Below are 17,428 nucleotides of genomic sequence, written 5' to 3' on the forward strand. Positions count from 1 at the left end.
TGTCCTCACGGCGTTCAAGTGCATTCCACCTTTGGAATGGAAGGGATATAGGGCGCTGCCAGCGGGAGTGCAGTGCGTCAAATTGGACCTTTAATCCTCCGTTTGATGCAGGACAAGGCGCATTTGAGAACGGCTTTCAATTTAATCGATTGGCAAGCCCCGCCCCAGACCAAAGACGGTCAACTGATAATATAGGGCAGTCCTTAAGAAAAACGTCCGCCCGGTAGCGCAAATTGCGGAAAACCCTTGATTTTCCACGAGTCGATATTAACCTTTCGTTAACTAGATTTTGGTCGCACCGGAGAAAAAACCTTGCCTGCCACTGGTAGAATTACCCGTACGAGGTCGCGGATTTTTATGCTCGGCTTCGCGCTTTGCTGCGGTTTTCCGCTCGTCACGTCAGCATATGCTGGCGATGCAATCGCTGCGCGGCATCACCATTTCGCCGGTTCCCGCGGATCAATCATCGGCATTGGCGTGCCAGGGGGAACCTATGTTCTGCCGGTCTCTGCGTCACGCAGCAATGGCGTGAGGGATGAAAGCCGGCAGCTGGCGCCAAAGGCAAAGATCATCGACGTGAAGGAGGCGCTACAGGCCTCCCCTTGCACCTACCAAGCCAGCGTCTGCATCATCAGACCTTGAACAGTGGTCAGGCAAAGCGCCAGACCGTGGTCCTTTTGATCTCGCTGTCTTCCAGTACCCGGGTGACAGGTACTTCGTAGCTGGCCAAGGCTTGCATCCTGTCTCTTGGACAATAGCTGCGGCCGGGATCGCCCACCAAAACGGTTAGGCCAGATCCGGAAAGCAGCGAGAACCAAGGCAGAAGGCGCTCGGCAAAGCTTTGATCGTAGAACACGTCGCCCGCCAGCAACACATCGGCTTGAAGCGGCTTGCCCACGAGATCTTCAGCGCAAATCGCAAGCTCAACCTCGTTTTCGGCGGCGTTGAGCGCGATGGCCGCTGGCACAAACGGATCGATATCGGCAGCAACGACCGACAGAGCCCCGGCCTTTGCGGCAGCGATTGCTACCAACCCGGAGCCGCTGGCGAAATCCACCACCGTCTTTCCGGCCACCGCCTGCGGATGATCGAGGATATAGCGAGCCAGCCCCTGCCCCCCGGCCCAGGCAAACGCCCAGAACGGTGGCGGCAGGCCAATCTCCGCCAGATCTTCCTCGGTTTTCAGCCAGAGATCATGCACTTCGCTGGCCAGATGCAGCCGGATTTCCGGCACATGCGGCGGCGCCATGACATCTGTATTGTCGAGAATGAACCGACGCGGATCGATCTTCATCGGCCCGATTCACACCGGCGGATTGTCGAGCCCGCCCATCCGGCAGATCTCGAAATATTCCTCTTCCGTCACAGGCTGCACCGAAAGCCGCATCGAGGTGACAAGCGCCATCTGCGCCAGATTTGGATTGGCCTTCACGTCCTTCAACGTCACCGGTTTTGGCATATCGCAGACGGCGCGGATATCCACGCAGTCCCAGCGAGCGTCGCCTTCGGCAGTCGAATCGGGATGCGAGAGCGCGCAGACCTCAGTGATCCCGACGACCTCAAGCCCTTCGTTGGAATGGTAGAATAGACCTTTGTCGCCGATTTTCATCGCGCGCATGTTGTTGCGGGCGAGATAGTTGCGCACACCGGTCCATTCGGTGCCGACGGCACCGGCGTCCTTCTGCATGGCCCAGGACCATTTGAACGGTTCGGATTTATAGAGCCAGAACGCCATGGATCTTATGCCTCGGGATTGTTGAAGACCCAGTTATAGGGTTTGATCTCGACGCTTTCGAACAGCCCGGCCTTTGCATAGGGATCTTCAGCCGCAATGGCCTTGGCAGACGCCAAGTCGTCTGCCTTGATCAGCAGCATTGAGCCGCAGGGCTTGCCCGCGTCATCAAGAAAGGGGCCGCCGATCTTCAGCACACCCTCGGCATTCAAACCGTTCAGCCATTCGACATGCGGCGGGCGTGTCGCCATTCTTAGGTCCAGATGATTGGGCTTGTCGGCGCAGATCACAGCAAACAGCATGGCATAGCTCCTCGATTGTTCTTCAGTGGTACTCTTATTCTGTCGTAATCGGCCGGGTCATCAGGGCATCCACGGCATGGTCGATATCCAGCGCGCCTTCGATGATGGCGGCAACGGCCTCGGTGATCGGCATGACGACGCCGTAATGTTCGGCGAGCCGGGCTGCGACGGCGGCAGCAAAAGCGCCTTCGACCAGAGGTCCGCTGCCCGGTCCTGCGGCATCGCCATGGGCGAGCGCCAAGCCATAACGCAGGTTGCGGGATTGATGGCTGGTCGCCGTCAGCACCAGATCGCCGAGCCCGGAAAGCCCGCGCACCGTATCGGCTTTACCCCCCATGGCGGTCACCAGCCGCGACATTTCCGCAAGCCCGCGCGAGATCAGCGCCGCCCGGGCGGATTCGCCGAGCCCCCGGCCCTCCACCATGCCGCAGGCAATCGCCAGCACGTTCTTCAAGGCGCCGCCGAGCTGCACGCCAGTGCGATCGTCAGAGGCATAGAGCCTGAAAGTTCGGGTCGAGATCGACCGGGCCAGTTCCTCGGCCATGTCAATATTGGACGCAGCAAGCGCCATGGCCGTCGGCAAACCACGGGCGATATCCATGGCAAAACCGGGGCCTGAAAGAACCGCCACCGGATGATGCGGCAGCTTTTCTTCGAGGAGATCGGTCAGGAGGCGCGATGTCGCGCGATCGATGCCCTTGGCACAGGTCACGACCATGGCTTCGGGCGCCAGATAGGGACCATAGGCCATAGCCGCATCGGCCTGAGCCTGGGAGGGCATGGCAAACAGCACGATGTCGGCATTTCCAAGCACATCGGGTTCAAAGGCAAAATCGAGACCGTACGGCAGTGACACACCCGGCAGCGCCGCGTCATGCACGCCATCCGCCTTTAGATCGGCGATCAGCGATGGGTCACGGCCGAGCAGCGTCACCTTGGCACGCCCCTCAAGTGCCATGACCACGGCCAGCGCCGTGCCAAAGGCGCCAGCGCCAATCACGACGATGTGATGCTGTCCGACTACCGTCTCGCTCATGCCTTGGCGCCTCGTTTGCCGGAGCCCAGTACCGCTACGGCCTGGCCGTCGAGCGGCCAGCGGGCGCGGGGTGATACCGAGAGATCGTCCGCCGGAAAGCCATGGGCCAGCCGCTCCAGACCGGCCCAGGCAATCATCGCAGCATTGTCGGTGCACAGATGATGCGGCGGCGCAATGAAGCGGAAGCCGTGCCGGTCGCAGAGCATCTGCAAGGCGCCGCGCAGGGCCTGATTGGCCGCCACGCCACCAGCGACGACCAAAGCCGGAGCCTCTTCGAGACCAGGAAATTCCGCATTGAACCGCGCCAGCCCCCGGCCGATCCGGTCGTCCATGGTGCGGGCGATGGCACGCTGGAAGGAGGCGCAGATATCGGCGATATCCTGCTCACTCACAGGCGCCGTCGCCTCGGCCGCCTGGCGCACTGCCGTTTTCAGTCCCGAAAAGGAAAAATCAAGCCTGGCTTCGCCGACCAGCGGTCGGGGAAAGGAAAAACGCTTTTCGTTACCACTCTTGGCAGCGCGCTCCACCGCCGGACCGCCGGGATAAGGCAGGCCGAGCAGCTTTGCCGTCTTGTCGAAGGCCTCGCCAAGCGCGTCGTCGATCGTTGTGCCCCAGCGCTGGTAATCGCCGACGCCGCGCACCAGAACCAGCTGGGTATGCCCGCCTGATACCAGCAGCATCAGATAGGGAAAGGCGACATTGTCGGTGAGACGCGCCGTCAGCGCATGGCCTTCCAGATGGTTGATCGCATAAAGCGGCTTTGCCGCCGCGCGGGCAATCGCCTTGCCGGTCATCAGCCCGACGATCAAGCCGCCGATCAGACCCGGACCTGCCGTGGCCGCCACGGCGTCGATATCGCGAAGTCCGACCCCGGCCTTGGCCAGCGCCTCTTGCACCAGCGTGTCCAGCGCTTCCACATGGGCGCGAGCCGCGATCTCGGGCACGACGCCGCCATAGACGCTGTGTTCGTCGAGCTGGCTCAGCACCACATCGGCCCGGATCTCGCCGCGTCCGTCACCATCGCGCACGACAACGGCGGCCGCGGTTTCGTCACAGCTGGTTTCGATGCCGAGAATTATCAGGCGACCTGTCATAGAGGTTGAATTGCGTCGATTTGATTGATTGCGAGGAAGGCCAAACATGGGTACGAGAACCTCCGGTAACAATGGATGACTTCGGATGCAAACGAAACCTTTCCGCATCGGCACGCGCGGCAGCCCGCTGGCGCTGGCCCAGGCCCATGAAACCCGCGCCCGGCTGGCAGAGGCCCATGGCCTGTCCCCCGACATGTTCGAGATCGTCGTGCTCTCGACCACCGGCGACCGCATCACCGACCGGGCACTGGCTGAGATCGGCGGCAAGGGCCTGTTCACGCTGGAACTGGAACAGCAATTGCTGTCCGGCGGGCTGGATTTCGCCGTGCACTCCTCCAAGGACATGCCGACGGCGCTACCGGACGGGCTAGAAATTTCCGCCTATTTGCCTCGCGAGGACATGCGTGACGCCTTTATCGGCCGCACCGCACCGAAACTGCTCGATCTGCCCGAGGGTGCGGTCATCGGCTCCGCCTCACTCCGGCGCCAGGCACTGATCCGCCGTCTGCGTCCTGATCTCAAGGTGATCACCTATCGCGGCGCCGTGGAAACACGGCTGCGCAAGCTGGCCGAAGGCGATGTCGACGCAACGCTGCTGGCCGTCGCCGGCCTGAAGCGGCTCGACAAGGAAAAGGTCATTACCGAATATCTCGACCTCGAGCACTTTCCTCCTGCCCCGGCCCAGGGCGCGATCTGCATCGAGGCGCGCATTGATGATCAGCGCATTCAGGATCTCCTGGCGCCGATCAATCACCGCCCGACCTATGAAGCGGTTTCCTGCGAGCGCGCCTTCCTTGCAGCCCTCGACGGCTCCTGCCGCACTCCGATAGCCGGCTATGCAATATCGGACGGCGAGAGGATCAGGCTGACCGGCACGATCCTGACGCCCGATGGCACAGTCCATCATTCGATCGAGGCGGAAGGCCGCTGCGCCGACGGTCTGTCGATCGGCTGGAATGCCGGCGAAAAGGTCAGGGACAAAGCCGGACCCGGTTTCTTCGACGGTTGGGGTTGACGCCATGCGCGTGCTCGTGACCCGGACGCAAAGTGCCAGCCGCAAAACGGCCGAACGCTTGGCCGCCCTGGGACATGAGCCGGTGATCCTGCCGCTGGCGCAGGCGCAGCATCATCCAGATGCGGTGCTTTCGGGAATGACCAGGCCGCATGCGGCGCTGGCCATCACCAGTGCGGAAGCCTTGAAGGCCTGTCCCACCGATAGCCAAGTGCTTCGACCGCATCTCGAAACACCGCTGTTTGCAGTGGGTGCTGCCACAGCCACCGCTGCCCGGGCGCTCGGCTTTAGCAATGTCACGAGTGCCGATGGCGATGGCGAAGCCTTAAGCGCCTGCATTGCGCAAGCGGCGATCGATTGGAGCAAACCGCTGCTTTATCTTGCCGGCCATCCGCGCAAGGCGAGCCTGGAACAGGGCCTTGTCCGGCATGGTATCCCTGCCGTTACGGTCGAAGCCTATCGCATGCAGCCGATCGACTACTCGAGCGAAGAGATCATCGAGCAGCTTGCGGGTAAAGGTATCGACGCCGTCCTCCTCTACTCGGCCGAGACCGCCAGACGATTTTTTGCCCTTCCTATCAAGACAGAGGTGGTCGATCTTTTCGCAGGCGCACAATTTTTCTGCCTCAGCCCCGATATTGCCGAAAAGGTGCAGGAACCGTTCTCTCACAAGGTGTCGATTGCTCCCAAACCAGATGAAGATGGACTGTTTTCTCTCCTATAAAACCACGAAGCTGGCGGCAATTGCGGGCTAACCCCTTTCCTTCCATTCGATCCCTGACTAATTTCATCCCGTACTCATTGAAAGCGAGGTTGCCATGGTTTCCGGAAAACCCCCACGCCGCTCCAAAAGCACCGGAGAGCCGGTAACCATCGACTTGACCGCAACGCCGGTAAACGGGCCGCAGAGCAGCGAAATCGACGCTGAAAAATCCGCAAAAGAGGCAAACATGACCGAGGTGGCCGCTGAGAGTGCCGGGGTGGACAACGGCACGACCGAGGCAGCTTCCGTTTCATCATCCGTTTCGGACCATCAGCCTCACGAGATGCAATCGCATCAGACAAGGGCCGAGTCGGTTGCTCCAACGGAAACCGTTGAAGAGACCGCTACGCTTTCGGATGCAGTGCCAGATGCGCGTGATGCCGAAACGGTCAAGGAAGCCATCGAGAACGAACACACGTCAGCCGAGGAGCCTAAGGCTGAAGGCACGGAAGATCAGGGCAAGGGTGACGTCCACTTCGGCAGTGCAAGCTCTGCCTTCTCGCCACCACCGCCCGATGAGCCAGCTCCACCCTCGGACGCATCCAATTCTTCGCCTTTGGACTCCAACCACAGAGCTTCCTCACCCGCCATGTCAGGCTTGATCGCTGCCGGCATTGTCGGCGGATTGATCGCGCTTCTCGGCGCAGGCGCTCTGCAATATGCCGGTATCGTTCCATCTGCTGGCTCCGGAACCTCCAAGACCGCCACCGACCAGCGCCTGGCATCGCTTTCCACCGAAATCGAGCAGTTGAAGGCCGGCACCGCTGCAAATTCCGCTCCTGCCGATGTCTCTGCGCTTGAACAACGGCTTGCGCAGTTGGAAAATCGCCAGCAGCAGCCCGGCGTCGATCCGGCCACCGTCAGCGATTTGCAGGCCAAGCTCGCTGGTGCCAACCAGGCAATCGATCAGCTGAAATCGGAACTGGCTGGCCGCACCGAAAAGCTGACCGAGGGCCAGACGGAACTCACCGACAAGGTCGGCGCCATCGAAACCAAGATCAATAGGCCGCGCGACGATATCGAAGTCGCCCGCGCCATTGCCGCCTCGGCCTTGAAGACCGCCGCCGACCGTGGCGGTCCCTTCCTTGCCGAATTGCGCACGCTCGGTAGCATAGCGCCGGAAGACACGGCAGTAGCAGCCCTTGAACCATACGCGACGACCGGCGTCACCTCGCGTACCGAACTGCTGCGGCAATTCGGACCGGTGGCCGACAAGATCCTCTCCACCATCAACGCACCGGCCGAAAGCGCCAATATCGGCGAACGGCTTTGGGCAAGCGCATTGTCTGTCGTCAAGGTGCGGCCGGTCGGCAACGTCGAAGGCGATAGCGCCTCGGCGATTGTCGCGCGCATCGAGGACAAGATCCGCAATGGCGACCTGAAGGGTGCTGCAGCCGAATGGGAAAGCCTGCCGGAAGCCGGACGCAACGTCTCCGCCACCTTCAAGAAAGCGCTCGACGCCCGCATCACCGTTGAAAACCAGGTTTCCGACGCGCTGGCGCGCGCTGTCGCCGGACGGCAGGGATAAGGACAGGCACCATGATTCGTATTGTCGTCTATATCCTTGTTGTTCTCGCTCTCGGCTTTGGCTTTTCCTGGCTGGCGGATCGTCCCGGCGAATTGCAGATCGTCTGGCAGGGCCAGTTGATCGAAATGAGCCTGACGGCTGCCGCCACCCTGATCGTCGCCATCGTCGCTATCGTGATGATCGCCTGGTGGCTGGTGCGCACGCTCTGGACCTCGCCGCATTCAGTGCGCCGCTATTTCCGCGCCCGCAAGCGCGATCGCGGCTATCAGGCAATCTCCACGGGCCTGATCGCCGCTGGCGCCGGCAATGCCGCCTTGGCGCGACGGATGAGTGCCCGCGCCCGCGGCTTGATCCGCGCCGATCAGGAACCGCTGATCATGGTGCTGGAAGCCCAGGCCGCCCTGATTGAAGGCAAGCATGATGATGCCCGGCGCATGTACGAGCAGATGGTCGCCGACCCGGAGACCCGCGAACTCGGCCTGCGCGGCCTCTATCTTGAGGCAACGCGCGCGGGCGCACACGAAGCAGCCCGCCAATATGCCGAACGGGCAGCCGAAGACGCCCCCTACCTACCTTGGGCGGCCAAGGCAGCGCTGGAATATCGGTGCCAGACCAGCGCCTGGAGCGACGCCATTCATCTGCTCGACCAGCAGCGCGTCGCCGGTGTTCTGACCCGGGCGGAAGCTGACCGGTTGAAGGCAGTGCTGCTGACCGCCAAGGCAATGGATCAACTGGATGGCGATCCGGCAGCGGCCCGCGACAATGCCACGAGCGCGCTGAAGCTCGCCAAAGACCTGATTCCCGCATCACTGACCGCCGCCCGCGCTTACCTGCGCGAAGACAACCTGCGCAAGGCGGCATCGGTTCTGGAAGCTGCCTGGAAGCTATCACCGCATCCTGAAATTGCCAGCTTGTATGTTCAGGCGCGCGGCGGCGACGGTGCCGTCGATCGGCTGAAGCGAGCCGAGCGGCTGGAACAGGTTAAGCCAAACAATATCTACTCCCTGCTCATCGTTGCCGAAATGGCGCTGGAAGCGCGCGATTTCGGCAAGGCCCGCGCCAAGGCAGAAGGCGCTGCCCGCATGCAGGCGAGCGAGCGGATGTTCCTGCTGCTGGCCGATATCGAGGATGCCGAAACCGGCGATCAGGCCCGCATCCGATATTGGATGAGCCAGGCATTGAAGGCACCGCGCGATCCCGCATGGGTGGCCGACGGCCAGGTTTCGGAAACCTGGCTGCCCTATTCTCCCGTCAGCGGAAAGCTGGACGCTTTTGAGTGGAAGATCCCTTACGCCCAGCTGTCAGGCCCGGTCGAAGAAGGAACGGTCGTCAGTGGCGCTAGCGCCCTTGCTGAACTGCCTCCGCTTGGTCAACCGCATCAGGCGCGCGAAAACAAGCCGACGCCCGCGCCCGAGCCGGCAAAGCCAGTTGCCCCGGTTTCACCTCCAGCCAAGACTGCGCCGGGAACGGCAGAACCCGAGCCCTTCTTCGGCGGCGCACCTGATGATCCGGGTGTGCGCGACGGCAGCAAGGCCCAGGACGAAAAGACAAGACTCAACCTCTTTTAAGGACCCTTCATGCTGGAACGCCTCAACAGCTTCTTTCAAAGCATCATCGCCGGCGATCCGGGCAGTGAATTCGATGGCAATGACACGCGGGTGCTGATCGTTGCCCTCTGTTTTCAGGTGATGGAAGCCGATGGCACTATCAGCCCCGCCGAACGAAAGATCCTCAAAAAGAGCATCCGGGAGCATTACGACCTCGACCGCGGCAAGATCGATGCGCTGATGGAGGCCGGCCAGCAAGCAGAAAGCGAAGCGGTCGACTACTATCACTTCACCTCGGAATTGAAGCGGCGGTTAACCGAGAACCAGCGTCTGGAACTGGTCAGCGTGCTCTGGGACATCGTCTATGCCGACGGTGTGCGCAACGAGATGGAAGATCATATTCTCTGGCGTGTCGCCGACCTGCTCGGCGTATCCGATCGGGATCGAGTTCTTGCCAGGCAGAAGGCCGCGAAACGAGCCGGCCAGACGAATGACAGTGCTGCTGCCGATAACCAGAATGGAGATCAGCAGCCGGAACAGCCTGATGCTTCATGATCCGGCAAGAGCCGTGCCGACGCGCCGTCCGATCCTCATCGTCCTGCATCAGGAACGCTCGAGCGCCGGTCGTGTCGGCCAGCTTCTTGTCGAAAAAGGCTTTCCCCTCGATATCCGACGGCCTGCGCTCGGCGATCCGCTTCCGAAGACCTTAAACGGCCATAGCGGCGCCGTCGTCTTCGGCGGCCCGATGAGTGCCAACGATCCTGATCGATTCGTGCATGATGAGATCGACTGGATTTCGGTGCCGCTGAAGGAAAACCGGCCTTATCTCGGAATCTGCCTGGGCGCGCAGATGCTGGTCCGCCATCTCGGTGGCAAGGTGAAGGCGCATGAGCGCGAACTGGTGGAGATCGGCTGGTATCCCATCCAGCCGACCAACCACGGCCGGCTACTGATGAAATGGCCAAAGATGGTCTATCATTTCCACCGCGAGGGGTTCGAGCTGCCCCATGGCGCGACACTGCTTGCGACAGGCGATATCTATCCTAATCAGGCCATCCGCTACGGCGATAAAGCCTTCGGCGTACAGTTCCACGCCGAACTGACCCGCGCCATGATGCAGCGTTGGGTAGTGCATGGCGCCGAACGCTTTACCATGCCCAATGCCCAGCCCGGCCGGGCGCATCTGGAAGGTCGGATGCTGTTCGATGCGCCGCTAAAGGCATGGCTGTCCGAGTTTCTCGATCTGGTCTTTGCCGAGGAAGCGCAGAACCTTGGCTCGCAAGAGCAAGCCTCGCGAAGGCAGGCTTAACCACATCAGGCCTTATCCGGCGCTTCCAGCGTATCAATGGTGCGCAGCTTCGGGAAGGTCATTGCCCAGATGATCGAGACCGCCAGCGTCCCTACCCCGCCGACAACGACCGCCGCAACCGGGCCGATCAGGTGCGCCATGGTACCGGCGCGAAACTCGCCAAGCTCGTTGGATGCGCCGATGAAGACGGAATTGACAGCATTGACCCGGCCGCGCACCTGATCCGGCGTCCAGAGCGCCAGCAGCGTTTCGCGCACATAGACCGAAATCATGTCCCCTGCCCCCATGACGGCCAGCGCCAGGGCCGAAACCCACCAGACCTTGGAAATCCCGAAAGCCACGGTGGCAATCCCGAAAATCGCCACGCCGATGAACATGATCGTACCGGCGCGATGCTTGATCGGGAAGGTCGCGAGGAAGGTTGCCATGGCAATGGCGCCGACGCCTGGTGCCGAGCGCAGGATGCCAAGCCCCATCGGTCCCATGGTTAGAATGTCGGACGCATAGACCGGCATCAGCGCCACGGCGCCGCCAAGCAGCACGGCAAACAGATCCAGCGAGATCGCACCAAGCACCACTTTTTCATGCCGGATGAATTTGAAGCCAGCCAACAGATAAGTCCAGGTCTTCGGCTCGTTTGCACTCCGCTGCGCAGGTTTCGGCACCAGGAGAACCAATAGAGTGCCGGCCGCCATGAAGACCAGCGCCACGATATAGGCGGCAAGGGGGCCAACGCCGTAAAGCAAACCGCCTGCAACCGGGCCAAGGATCGAGGCTGTCTGCCACGAGGAGGCATTCCAGGCAAACGAATTGGCAAGGTCCTGCTCCGGCACAAGATTGGGCGCCAGCGACTGCACTGCCGGACCCATAAAGGCGCGCTCAATGCCGAAAATTGTCATGATCGCCAGCACCGGCAGGGGTGCGAAGGCATTGCCGATGGTCAGAGCCAGCAGTAGCGCAACGCAGACCGCGCTGACGCCGAGGCAGATCGCAACGATCATCCGGCGGTTCATTCGGTCAGCAGCCGTCCCGGTTACCAGGATCAGCAGCAGCGCCGGCAGAAACTGCACCAACCCGATTAAGCCGAGATAGAGCGCGTTGCCGGTGACGGCATACATCTGCCAGCCGACAGCCACGCTGACGATCTGCATGGCAAAAGCCGCGAGGAACCGGGCGAGGAAGAATTTCGTATAGGCGGCATGGCGAAAGGCGGCGAAACGATCTTCGGACTGCGAGATGGACATCGGCTGTTTTCCTGGCCGCCTGGATGGGGCGATGACGGCACAACTTGCGTTAAACATGAATAACGATAGCTGGCAAGGCGACACTTGCTCGTTTCCGTTCCAATCTCTACATGTCTGTCAACGCGCAAATGGAGACGGACATGCTTGCCCTGTTGCAGACGATTGATCTCGCCCTTAATCTCTATACCTGGATTTTGATCGCCAGCGCGATCTTCTCCTGGCTCTATGCCTTCAACGTGATCAATTCCAGCAACCGGTTTGTCAATCAAGTTGGCCTGTTCCTGTTCAATGTCACCGAGCCCGCACTGCGTCCGATCCGCCGCATCATGCCGAACCTGGGTGGCATAGATATTTCCCCAATCATCCTGCTGCTGATCATCTTCTTCATCCGCTCGTTGATGTGGAACACCATCGCCCCGATGTTGCTGCGATAATCATGGAGCGGTGTTATCGCCGCGCCGAGGACCATATCCGCCTTGCCGTACGATTGACGCCGAACGGCGGCCGCGACGGGATTGATGGCATTGAAACCAATGCCAATGGCGAGGCCCATCTCAAAGTCAGGGTCAGCGATGTGCCCGAAAAGGGGCGCGCCAACAAGGCGTTGATCGCCTTGCTCGCTAAGCGGCTCAGCCTTCCCAAGTCATCGATCAGCCTTGTTTCCGGCGATACCGCCAGACAAAAAATCCTCCGGATCGATGGTGATCCGGAGGATGTCATAGAAAAGCTGAATGCAGTCACCGCAACATCGCGGTAAGCCGCCTTACTTTTTGGCGCGCTCGATCGACTGAAGGATCATCTTCTTGGCGACATCGACATCGCCCCAATCACCGATCTTCACCCACTTGCCGGGCTCCAGATCCTTGTAATGCTCGAAGAAGTGCTTGATCTGGGCCAGCGTGATCTCCGGCAGGTCGGTGTAGTTGTGCACCTTGTCATAGCGACGGGTCAGCTTCGGCACCGGTACGGCCAGGATCTTCTCGTCGAGACCGCCGTCGTCTTCCATCATCATCACGCCGATCGGGCGGACATTGATGACGCAGCCCGGCACCAGCGGCCGGGTGTTGCAGATCAGCACGTCGAGCGGGTCGCCATCCTCGCAGAGCGTATGCGGCACGAAACCGTAATTGCCGGGATAATGCATCGGCGTGTAGAGAAAACGGTCAACGATCAGCGTGCCGGCTTCCTTGTCCATCTCGTACTTGATCGGCTGGCCGCCGACCGGCACTTCAACGATGACGTTGATATCTTCCGGCGGATTTTTACCGATCGCGATCGCATCAATACGCATGTCTAACCCCATGGGATGGTTGAAATCCACGGTGTCGTAAAGGGTTTCTTAAGGCAAAGCAACCACCTGGGTCGGCAGAACCAAGAATGGACGAAATCAAGGTAAAGACAGGTGAGGCTTGTCGCTCAGGCCCAGATGAAGCCCAGCTTCCTAAGGTTGACGCCGTCGAAATCTTCAACGCCCTCGACACCGTCGACGCCGCCGTTAGAGCGGAAGAACTCGGCAGCGACCGTGCAATCTTCCAGGCACCAGACCACCAGCCCCCGACATCCCAGCGATTTCAGCAGGCGGCGGCATTCGTGAAACAGCGTGTGGCCGAGGCCGACACCCTGATATTCCGGCCGCATGTAGATCTCGTAGATCTCGCCGTCATAGGGAAGGCCACGGGCGCGGTTGAGGCCGAGCGTTGCGTAGCCGGCGATGACACCGCCGATATCGACGACCAGTACGGTTGCCGGGCCACTGGTGGCTTTGCGCCACCAGGATTCGCCGCGTCTTTCGACCATACGGGTCAGCGCCTGGTGGGGAATGAGGCCGGAATAGCTGTTGTGCCAAGCCTCCCGATGGGCCTGCGAAAGCGCTCTTGCGTCATCCGGGGCAGCCGGTCGCACGTCAATCGATAACGTCTTCATAACGTCTCTCTCATCCGACTGGGGTGATCTCGTCAGGCCCGGGCTGATCCCCCTGCAAACCCGCCCCACCTCGCGTTTGCCACATCGCCTGAGCACGAGATTAACGCTTTCTTAAACACTCAGGCAAGAGTGGCGCACGCAGATTTCAGGCAAAGCCCGCCGCCACCAGGGGCCCATGCACAAAAAACCAGATAATAAAAAACCCCGGCCGAGGCCGGGGTTGATGTAGCACGCATTCTCAGCTTCAGCGCCGGGCCTCAGCCCTGAGCGGCGCGAGCCTTGCCAAAACGCTTGCGGTCGTTGGCGTCGAGATAGAACTTGCGCAGACGGATCGACTTCGGGGTCACTTCCATCAACTCATCGTCCTGGATCCACGACAGAGCGCGGTCGAGCGTCATGCGGATCGGCGGGGTGAGCTTGACAGCTTCGTCCTTACCGGCAGAGCGGATGTTGGTCAGCTGCTTGCCCTTGAGCACGTTCACTTCCAGATCGTTATCACGCGAGTGAATACCGACGATCATGCCTGCGTAAACCTTTTCGCCTGGCTCGATGATCATCGGGCCGCGGTCTTCCAGGTTGAACATGGCATAGGCCACGGCTTCGCCAGACTGGTTGGACAGGAGAACGCCGTTGGTACGGCCGCTGATCTCACCCTTGTAAGGCTGATAGTTGTGGAACAGGCGGTTCATGATCGCCGTGCCACGCGTGTCGGTCAGCAGTTCGGACTGGTAGCCGATCAGACCGCGGGTCGGCGCGTAGAACACCAGACGAACGCGGTTACCGCCCGAAGGACGCAGTTCGGTCATCTCGGCCTTGCGCTCGGACATCTTCTGCACGACGACGCCGGAATGCTCTTCATCGACGTCGATCACGACTTCTTCGATCGGCTCCATCAGGGTGCCGTTCTCGTCCTTGTGCATGACGACGCGCGGACGCGACACGGCCAGCTCGAAGCCTTCGCGGCGCATGGTTTCGATCAGAACGGCCAGCTGCAATTCGCCACGGCCGGACACGTAGAAGGAATCCTTGCCTTCCGATTCCTCGATCTTCAGCGCCACATTGCCTTCGGCTTCCTTGAAGAGACGGTCACGGATAACGCGGCTCGTCACCTTGTCGCCTTCAGTGCCGGCCAGCGGGCTGTCGTTGACGAGGAAGGACATAGTCACGGTCGGCGGATCGATCGGCTGAGCTTCCAGCGCTTCCGTTACCGAAGGGTCGCAGAACGTGTCGGCAACCGTGCCCTTGGACAGGCCGGCAATCGCGACGATATCGCCCGCATGGGCTTCATCGATCGCGGTACGCTCGATGCCGCGGAACGCGAGGATCTTGGAGATACGGCCGGTTTCAACAACCTTGCCGTCCTGACCCAGAACCTTGACGGACTGGTTCGGCTTGATCGAGCCGGAATGGATACGACCGGTGATGACGCGGCCAAGGAAGGGGTTGGCTTCCAGCAGCGTACCGATCATGCGGAATGCACCGTCTTCGTCGCCAACGCTCGGCTCGGGAACGTGTTCGAGCACGAGATCGAGAAGCGGGGCAAGGCCCTGATCCTTCGGGCCTTCAGGCGCGATATTCATCCAGCCATCGCGACCGGAACCGTAAAGGATCGGGAAGTCGAGCTGTTCATCGGTGGCGTCGAGGCTCGCGAACAGGTCGAAGACTTCGTTGATGACTTCTTCATGGCGGCCATCGGGACGGTCGATCTTGTTGATCGCAACGATCGGGCGAAGACCGACCTTCAGCGCCTTGCCGACCACGAACTTGGTCTGCGGCATCGGGCCTTCGGAGCTGTCGACCAGAACGATGGCGCCGTCCACCATCGACAGGATACGCTCGACTTCACCGCCGAAGTCGGCGTGGCCGGGGGTGTCGACGATGTTGACGCGGACGCCCTTCCACTCGACGGAGGTCGCCTTGGCCAGAATGGTGATGCCGCGCTCCTTTTCCAGGTCGTTCGAATCCATCACGCGTTCTGCGACGCGCTGGTTTTCACGGAACGAACCGGACTGCTTCAGGAGTTCGTCGACCAGCGTGGTTTTCCCATGGTCAACGTGCGCGATGATCGCGATATTGCGAATCTTCATGATAAGGATCTCTGATGGCTCTGGCGCGAAGCCCATGCCGGTGCCGATGATGAAACCAAAGACCGCGCCTGTTACTTTGCGGCGCCTATAGCCTGTTTTTTGCAATTGCGAAAGGGGCAAAGCAGCTTTGCCGCCCTGCGCCCTCCGCATAACCCGAATTCAGGCGCCCCGAACCGGATCGAGCGTGACCTTGTACAGCTCGTTGTCATCCCGATCCATCAGCCGCACGGTGAGCTGTTCGCTCGCCCCATCGACATCGACGACGCCGAAAAACTGTAATCCTGCCGAGGGCGGCAGGTTCTGGCCCTGCTCAGTCGTCGGCGCCTTGATGAACTTCAATTCCGGCCCGAAAGTCATGTCGAGATCGTTCGGGCCGAACGTCCCGGCATGTAGCGGCCCGGATACAAATTCCCAGAAGGGATCGAAATCCTGGAAAGCGGCCTTGTCAGGATTGTAGTAATGAGCGGCGGTGTAGTGAACGTCAGCGGTAAGCCAGACGGTATTGCGGATGCCCGTCGTCTTCATGTGGCGCAGAAGCTCGGCAATCTCCAGTTCACGCCCACGTGGCGCGCCATTGTCACCCTGGGCGACGGCTTCGGTGCCCTTGCGATTGGCAAAATCGTTCCAGACGACCAGCCCGAGCGGCATGTCGGCAGCGATGATCTTCCAGGTCGCCGTCGAGTTGGTCAACTCGCGCTTCAACCAGGCGACCTGCTGCTCGCCGAGAATGCGCGATTCCGGCGATTGTGCCGTCTCCATGCCGTCATGGTTGGAGCCGCGATAGCTGCGCATATCGAGGAAGAACACGTCGACCAGCGGCCCATAGGCAATCTTGCGGTAGACACGGCCCGGCTCGGTCGGCGTATAGCGGATCGGCGTCATCTCGTGGAAGGCGCGCCCGGCCCGGGCAGAGAGCAGCGCCACGGATTTTTCCTTGTAGCGGTCGTCGGCCGTCAAATCCTTGCCGGAGGACCAGTTATTGGTCACCTCATGATCGTCCCACTGGTAGAAGGTGGGGCAGATCGCCGACAGAGCCAGAACATGCTTGTCCATCATGTTGTATTTCCACTGGCCGCGATATTCGTCCAGCGTTTCCGCGACCTTGCGCTTTTCGTCATTGATGACGACATTCTTCCACTTGGTCCCGTCCTTCAGGTCGACTTCGTCTTTCAACGGGCCATCCGCATAGATCGTGTCGCCGGAGTGCAGGAAGAAATCCGGCTGATGCTTCGCGATGGTCGAATAGGTCTTCATGCCGGTTTCGTCGATGCCCCAGCCCTGGCCGACAGTATCACCCGACCAGACGAAGCGGACATTGCGCTTCGATGCCGGTGCCGTGCGAAAGCGACCGACAATGGGCTCCGATATGCTGTTGATATGGGCAAGATCGGCTGCCGTGAACCGGTAGAAAATCTCCTGGTCGGAAGGCAGATCGGTCAGCAGCCGCTTCACGGTATAATCACTGTCCGGCAGGGCGTTGAGCGGGGGAAGCCGCACGGCGTTGGCGAAGCTCTCGGTGGTCGAATATTCCATCATGATACGCGAGGGCCGATCGACCCTGGTCCAGATCATCCCGGACTGAAGGTCGACATCACCGGACTGTACGCCATGGGTAAAGACCGGACGGTCGGCAGCGCGGGCATAATAAGGCAGCGGCAGACCGGAGCCGGCGGCCAGACCGGCAGCGCCGGTGCCGACGAGGAAAGAACGGCGGCTCACCGCCCTAAAGGATTTGGACATGGAACCTCTCCTTGAAAACTTGCCGGTTCGCGTGAACCGATAGCTGACAAGAGCAGAGGCAGATGTCAGGCGCCTCAAGGCGCCGTGACAGTTTCATGAAAATTTCGCGAC

The 17,428-nt window shown here is 60.7% G+C and carries 18 protein-coding genes; 8 read left to right on the forward strand and 10 right to left on the reverse strand.

Annotated features, from left to right (window positions below; all coding sequences use genetic code 11):
* Positions 1-649 precede the first annotated feature (649 nt).
* Genes BJF91_RS17595 through tsaD form a run of 5 tightly spaced genes read right to left on the reverse strand, consistent with a single transcriptional unit; the run spans position 650 to position 4,164 of the window.
* A complete protein-coding gene (locus tag BJF91_RS17595) occupies positions 650-1,294 on the reverse strand; it encodes a class I SAM-dependent methyltransferase (RefSeq protein ID WP_075615842.1) in 645 nt (214 codons plus the stop codon).
* Between the two features lie 9 nt (positions 1,295-1,303).
* The gene (locus BJF91_RS17600; protein ID WP_075615843.1) at positions 1,304-1,735 is read right to left on the reverse strand and encodes an EVE domain-containing protein; all 432 of its coding nucleotides are present in this window, start codon (positions 1,733-1,735) and stop codon (positions 1,304-1,306) included.
* A gap of 5 nt (positions 1,736-1,740) precedes the next feature.
* Positions 1,741-2,034 (reverse strand): YciI-like protein, encoded by a 294-nt coding sequence (locus tag BJF91_RS17605; RefSeq protein ID WP_075615844.1) that lies wholly within the window; start codon positions 2,032-2,034, stop codon positions 1,741-1,743.
* A 34-nt stretch (positions 2,035-2,068) separates the two neighbouring features.
* Positions 2,069-3,070, reverse strand: coding sequence for an NAD(P)H-dependent glycerol-3-phosphate dehydrogenase (locus BJF91_RS17610; RefSeq protein ID WP_075615845.1), 1,002 nt, complete (start codon positions 3,068-3,070; stop codon positions 2,069-2,071).
* The gene (gene tsaD / locus BJF91_RS17615; protein ID WP_075615846.1) at positions 3,067-4,164 is read right to left on the reverse strand and encodes a tRNA (adenosine(37)-N6)-threonylcarbamoyltransferase complex transferase subunit TsaD; all 1,098 of its coding nucleotides are present in this window, start codon (positions 4,162-4,164) and stop codon (positions 3,067-3,069) included. The genes BJF91_RS17610 and tsaD overlap by 4 nt, the downstream gene beginning before the upstream one ends.
* Positions 4,165-4,249: 85 nt before the next feature.
* Between tsaD and hemC the strand changes: the two genes are divergently transcribed.
* The 6 genes from hemC (at position 4,250) to BJF91_RS17645 (ending at position 10,323) form a co-directional block, all read left to right on the forward strand.
* Positions 4,250-5,179 carry a hydroxymethylbilane synthase gene (hemC, locus tag BJF91_RS17620; RefSeq protein WP_075615847.1) on the forward strand — a complete coding sequence of 310 codons (930 nt, stop codon included), beginning with the start codon at positions 4,250-4,252 and terminating at the stop codon, positions 5,177-5,179.
* 4 nt (positions 5,180-5,183) lie between these two features.
* Complete coding sequence (locus BJF91_RS17625) at positions 5,184-5,900, forward strand: uroporphyrinogen-III synthase (RefSeq protein WP_075615848.1); 717 nt, start codon at positions 5,184-5,186, stop codon at positions 5,898-5,900.
* A gap of 226 nt (positions 5,901-6,126) precedes the next feature.
* Complete coding sequence (locus BJF91_RS17630) at positions 6,127-7,467, forward strand: COG4223 family protein (RefSeq protein ID WP_162843885.1); 1,341 nt, start codon at positions 6,127-6,129, stop codon at positions 7,465-7,467.
* An 11-nt stretch (positions 7,468-7,478) separates the two neighbouring features.
* A complete protein-coding gene (locus tag BJF91_RS17635; protein ID WP_075615850.1) occupies positions 7,479-9,035 on the forward strand; it encodes a heme biosynthesis protein HemY in 1,557 nt (518 codons plus the stop codon).
* Between the two features lie 9 nt (positions 9,036-9,044).
* On the forward strand, positions 9,045-9,569 hold the full coding sequence (locus BJF91_RS17640; protein WP_075615851.1) for a tellurite resistance TerB family protein: 525 nt from the start codon (positions 9,045-9,047) through the stop codon (positions 9,567-9,569).
* Positions 9,559-10,323 (forward strand): glutamine amidotransferase, encoded by a 765-nt coding sequence (locus tag BJF91_RS17645; protein ID WP_075615852.1) that lies wholly within the window; start codon positions 9,559-9,561, stop codon positions 10,321-10,323. Before BJF91_RS17640 ends, BJF91_RS17645 begins: the two co-directional genes overlap by 11 nt.
* Positions 10,324-10,328: 5 nt before the next feature.
* On the opposite strand, the gene BJF91_RS17650 is transcribed toward BJF91_RS17645, so the two are convergent.
* Positions 10,329-11,567 carry an MFS transporter gene (locus BJF91_RS17650; RefSeq protein WP_075615853.1) on the reverse strand — a complete coding sequence of 413 codons (1,239 nt, stop codon included), beginning with the start codon at positions 11,565-11,567 and terminating at the stop codon, positions 10,329-10,331.
* Positions 11,568-11,707: 140 nt separating this feature from the next.
* Here BJF91_RS17650 and BJF91_RS17655 point away from each other — a divergent pair, with 140 nt between their 5' ends.
* The gene (locus BJF91_RS17655; protein ID WP_407639896.1) at positions 11,708-12,001 is read left to right on the forward strand and encodes a YggT family protein; all 294 of its coding nucleotides are present in this window, start codon (positions 11,708-11,710) and stop codon (positions 11,999-12,001) included.
* A 2-nt stretch (positions 12,002-12,003) separates the two neighbouring features.
* The gene (locus BJF91_RS17660; RefSeq protein WP_075615855.1) at positions 12,004-12,324 is read left to right on the forward strand and encodes a DUF167 domain-containing protein; all 321 of its coding nucleotides are present in this window, start codon (positions 12,004-12,006) and stop codon (positions 12,322-12,324) included.
* A 6-nt stretch (positions 12,325-12,330) separates the two neighbouring features.
* Here BJF91_RS17660 and ppa read toward each other — a convergent pair whose 3' ends face one another.
* The 4 genes from ppa to BJF91_RS17680 all read right to left on the reverse strand — a co-directional run bounded on the left by ppa (position 12,331) and on the right by BJF91_RS17680 (position 17,317).
* Entirely contained in the window at positions 12,331-12,858 is a 528-nt protein-coding gene (ppa, locus tag BJF91_RS17665; protein WP_075615856.1) for an inorganic diphosphatase, read from the reverse strand.
* 125 nt (positions 12,859-12,983) lie between these two features.
* The gene (locus tag BJF91_RS17670; RefSeq protein ID WP_075615857.1) at positions 12,984-13,490 is read right to left on the reverse strand and encodes a GNAT family N-acetyltransferase; all 507 of its coding nucleotides are present in this window, start codon (positions 13,488-13,490) and stop codon (positions 12,984-12,986) included.
* Positions 13,491-13,747: 257 nt separating this feature from the next.
* A complete protein-coding gene (typA, locus tag BJF91_RS17675) occupies positions 13,748-15,577 on the reverse strand; it encodes a translational GTPase TypA (protein WP_075616075.1) in 1,830 nt (609 codons plus the stop codon).
* A gap of 159 nt (positions 15,578-15,736) precedes the next feature.
* On the reverse strand, positions 15,737-17,317 hold the full coding sequence (locus tag BJF91_RS17680; protein WP_075615858.1) for an alkaline phosphatase D family protein: 1,581 nt from the start codon (positions 17,315-17,317) through the stop codon (positions 15,737-15,739).
* Positions 17,318-17,428 lie beyond the last annotated feature (111 nt).

The sequence above is a fragment of the Gillisella taibaishanensis genome (genome assembly GCF_001938985.1).
GTDB lineage: Bacteria > Pseudomonadota > Alphaproteobacteria > Rhizobiales > Rhizobiaceae > Allorhizobium > Allorhizobium taibaishanense.